The sequence below is a fragment of the Ignavibacteria bacterium genome (assembly GCA_025612375.1).
Lineage (GTDB): Bacteria > Bacteroidota > Ignavibacteria > Ignavibacteriales > SURF-24 > JAAXKN01.
This window is the reverse complement of record JAAXKN010000093.1, coordinates 1-3,577: the sequence shown is the minus strand read 5'-3', so window position 1 is coordinate 3,577 and position 3,577 is coordinate 1. Positions and strand designations below refer to the sequence as shown.

The window sequence follows — 3,577 nt, the reverse complement described above, 5'->3', positions numbered from 1 at the left end:
CTTTGTTTCTGACTCTTAATCAGCAGGTCGCGGGTTCGAATCCCGCAGAGTGCACTTAGAGACCTCGAAAACAAAATGTTTTTGAGGTTTTTTAGTTTTAAATCCGACTCTTAATCATCCCGACCAGTCGGGAGGGTTCGAATCCCGCAGAGTGCACGACTCAACAGCCTCAAAATTGAAAATTTTGGGGCTTTTTCTTTTTAAACGCATATTTGACTCTTAATCAGCACTATCAGCCTCATTTCATGTGTATTTTTATGTACATGCCAAAAGAAATTCCTCATTGATAAAGGAATAAATACTCTTACATTAAAAATGAAATCACTGAATTTTCAATTTTTTATGAAGGAGGTATGTATGTCTAAATATATGTTAATGGCATCATTAAAACCTGAAGCAGTTCAAGGTATTATGAAAGAAGGAGGTGTGGGCAGGAAGAACTATATTGAAAATTTTATTAAAGAAGCTGGCGGAACCCTTGAATCATTTTACTACGCATTTGGAGAAACGGATGTTTTCGTTGTAGCTGATATGCCCGACGTTCCTACTGTAACAGCATTTGCTATGGCAGTGAATTCTTCAGGACTGGTTAGTGTTAAAACTATCCCGCTTATTACACCGGAAGAAGTTGATGCTGCGACCAAAAAACGTATTAAATACAGGGCTCCCGGCAAATAAAAGGCATGATGCAAAGGGTAAATTTCACAAGCAATGACAGAGGTTATTTGGCCTCTGTTATTGCCGGATTATAATATTTAAATCATTTTAAATCAGACCCGACGTTTATTCGAAGATTATTTAAAATACGTGGCGGATTTTGAACAAATTGAGTTCCCTGATCCAGACGATTCGGATAGTTTTGTTCCCCTCCCCCCCATACACCAAGAGTTCTGAAGGAACGACACATAAGGTTGTATAATGCTTTACACAAATGTATTCAGTGGTTATATATGGATGAACTCTTTTGATATGAAACAAAACATCATAATTTACAAGGATAATTGGGAATTCATCCGATCGTTACAATTCATCGGACCTTAATATGCAGCTCCTGGCCGGGGCCAGGTTGGCGGGGGGACGCTTAACCCTTTTTAAACATTTCATGATTCTTAATCAGTCCGCTGCGGCGGAATGGTTCGAATCCTTCAAGGTACATACCCCATCTTACCTTCTAACCTGAAAGGTACTGAGTTGCTTATTTTGTCCGTATTTAATATCCTTAAGGGAAACTAAATTGTTATTGGAAAATGCTCGATTAATACTTAACTTATAAGTGAAGAAATTGAAAACATCTTAAGGAAGAGTTATGAGCGGAAAAATTTTTGAAGAAATATTGAATAATGTACCCGGGGAAGTTAAAAGATCTATCGGCCGCTCCATGAAGATTGCGGCCAGGATTGATGAGATTCTTAGTGATAAGGGACTTAAGCAAAGCGACCTGGCAAAAATGCTCCATAAAAGCGAATCGGAAATAAGCAAATGGCTGAGCGGCGACCATAATTTTACAATATCAACAATTGATAAAATAGAAAACGTTCTGGATGCGGAGATTATAAATATACCGCTTAAACCAACCGGCTCGAAATCCCAATTGCCCCGCCAAACCGCAGGGAAGGATCTGACAAGAAAAATAAAAAATTGACCATAACACCCATCCTCTCAAAGTTTTCTGCTTAGGATAATTTTTGGGAACCCCGGAAGCAAAGGCTTCTCAAAATCTGCATTAACTGCCTGGATTTTTTTTGCAGAATCTTCTTTTATGTAGCTTTACATATATATATCTGACCAGTCGGGAGGGTTCGAATCCCGCAGAGTGCACCAGAAAGCCCCAGAACTCATACTTTCTATATTATACTATACTTATGAGGACTGTATAGAACACATTCAGCCTATCTGCATTCTATACCTTTTAGGGTATAATATTAATGTCCGGACACTTATTATACCCGATATGGTATAATTCATCAATCAGACAGTAAAATATACCCGATAAGGTATATTATTAAGAATATATATTGAAATTATACCCGAAAAGATATAAATTGAGACAGAAATTATAAAGCCAAGATGAAAAAGAGAAATTTAATATCAAACTTCGTGAGAGAAAAGCGGAAAAAATTCCACCTTACACAGGTTGAACTTGCAAAAAAGGCGGGTGTAGGACTAAGGTTTGTCAGGGATCTGGAGCAGGGTAAGAAAACGCTCCGTATGGACAGAGTTAATCAGGTTCTGGAGCTTTTCGGAAGCGAGCTCGCTCCGGCCAAAATATCCAATGAGGAAACAGATGACTAAGACCGGGAAAGTGTATTTAAGGGACGTGTTGGCAGGGATAATATCTGAAGACGAAAACGGATTCAGTTTCCAGTACGCCCCCGGTTATCTTAAGCTGCCCGGGGCAAAGCCTGTAAGTCTGACCCTTCCACTAAGAGAGGAGCCTTATAGAAGTCCGCTTATGCTCCCCTTTTTCGACGGCCTCATACCCGAAGGCTGGTTATTGGATATTGCCAGGGAAAACTGGAAGCTAGATCCAAAAGATAGAATGTCACTGCTGCTTGCTTTCTGCAGAGATACAATTGGAGCAGTCAGTATAATTCCATAAAACGAAAATTAACCATAAAAACAGATGACAGAAGAAAGAAAATGCCTGTACTGCTACAATCCTCTTGAAGGTGAAGCCGGCGATTTTCATGAAAAATGCAGCAGAAAATTTTTTGGATCTAAAACTCCTCCACTGGCAGAGTTCGGACTTAAAGATATTGAAGCAATGGCTCTCCAGGTCTTAGGCCGGCATGAATCGGTAACCGGAGTACAGCCCAAGCTTTCTGTTGATACCGAGTCGGCCGCTGGCAATAAAAAGGGGAAGAGATTCACTATTGTAGGACTATGGGGAAGTTACATACTTAAGCCCCCGGTGCCGAAATATCCTCAGATGCCTGAGATCGAGGATCTGACAATGCATCTTTCTGAACTCTTAAAAATTAAAACCGCTGAACATTCCCTTATTCGAATCAAATCCGGGGAACTGGCCTATATATCCAAAAGGTTCGACAGAATCAAAGGACAAAAGCTTCAGATGGAAGATATGGCGCAGCTGACTGAAACTCTGACTGAAAGAAAATATAAAAGCTCGATGGAAAGAATAGGAAAAGCAGTTCGGAAATATTCCACAAACACCCAATTAGATCTTTTGACTTTGTTTGAACTTACAGTATTTTCTTTCCTGACAGGCAATGCCGATATGCACCTGAAGAACTTTTCGCTTTTAAGGACTGAAGATGACGAGATAGTTTTTTCCCCGGCTTACGACCTTTTGTCAACAAAGCTGCTGATACCGGAAGACACAGAGGAACTGGCGCTTACGCTAAACGGAAAGAAAAACAATTTAAAGAAAAAGGATTTTGACGATTTCGCGAAAAAACTTCAGATAAACGACAAAGCGCGCGACAATTCATACGAAAACTTCTTCAGCCGCAGGCAGGAAATGCTGAAACTTGTAGACAAAAGCTTTTTGACAGACGGATTAAAAGAAAAATACAAAGAACTTCTTCTTGAAAGATTTGCAAGGTTATAAACCTGA

5 protein-coding genes are annotated in these 3,577 nt (G+C 39.7%); all 5 read left to right on the top strand.

The window, feature by feature from the left end; all coding sequences use genetic code 11:
- Positions 1 to 357: 357 nt before the first annotated feature.
- Positions 358 to 678 carry a GYD domain-containing protein gene (locus tag HF312_21330; protein MCU7522758.1) on the top strand — a complete coding sequence of 107 codons (321 nt, stop codon included), beginning with the start codon at positions 358 to 360 and terminating at the stop codon, positions 676 to 678.
- A 628-nt stretch (positions 679 to 1,306) separates the two neighbouring features.
- Positions 1,307 to 1,642 (top strand): helix-turn-helix transcriptional regulator, encoded by a 336-nt coding sequence (locus HF312_21325; GenBank protein MCU7522757.1) that lies wholly within the window; start codon positions 1,307 to 1,309, stop codon positions 1,640 to 1,642.
- 425 nt (positions 1,643 to 2,067) lie between these two features.
- Positions 2,068 to 2,292, top strand: a complete 225-nt coding sequence (locus HF312_21320; protein MCU7522756.1) for a helix-turn-helix transcriptional regulator — start codon at positions 2,068 to 2,070, stop codon at positions 2,290 to 2,292.
- Positions 2,285 to 2,599, top strand: coding sequence for a phosphatidylinositol kinase (locus HF312_21315; GenBank protein ID MCU7522755.1), 315 nt, complete (start codon positions 2,285 to 2,287; stop codon positions 2,597 to 2,599). Before HF312_21320 ends, HF312_21315 begins: the two co-directional genes overlap by 8 nt.
- Before the next feature lie 24 nt (positions 2,600 to 2,623).
- Positions 2,624 to 3,571, top strand: a complete 948-nt coding sequence (locus tag HF312_21310) for a HipA domain-containing protein (GenBank protein MCU7522754.1) — start codon at positions 2,624 to 2,626, stop codon at positions 3,569 to 3,571.
- Positions 3,572 to 3,577: the final 6 nt, after the last annotated feature.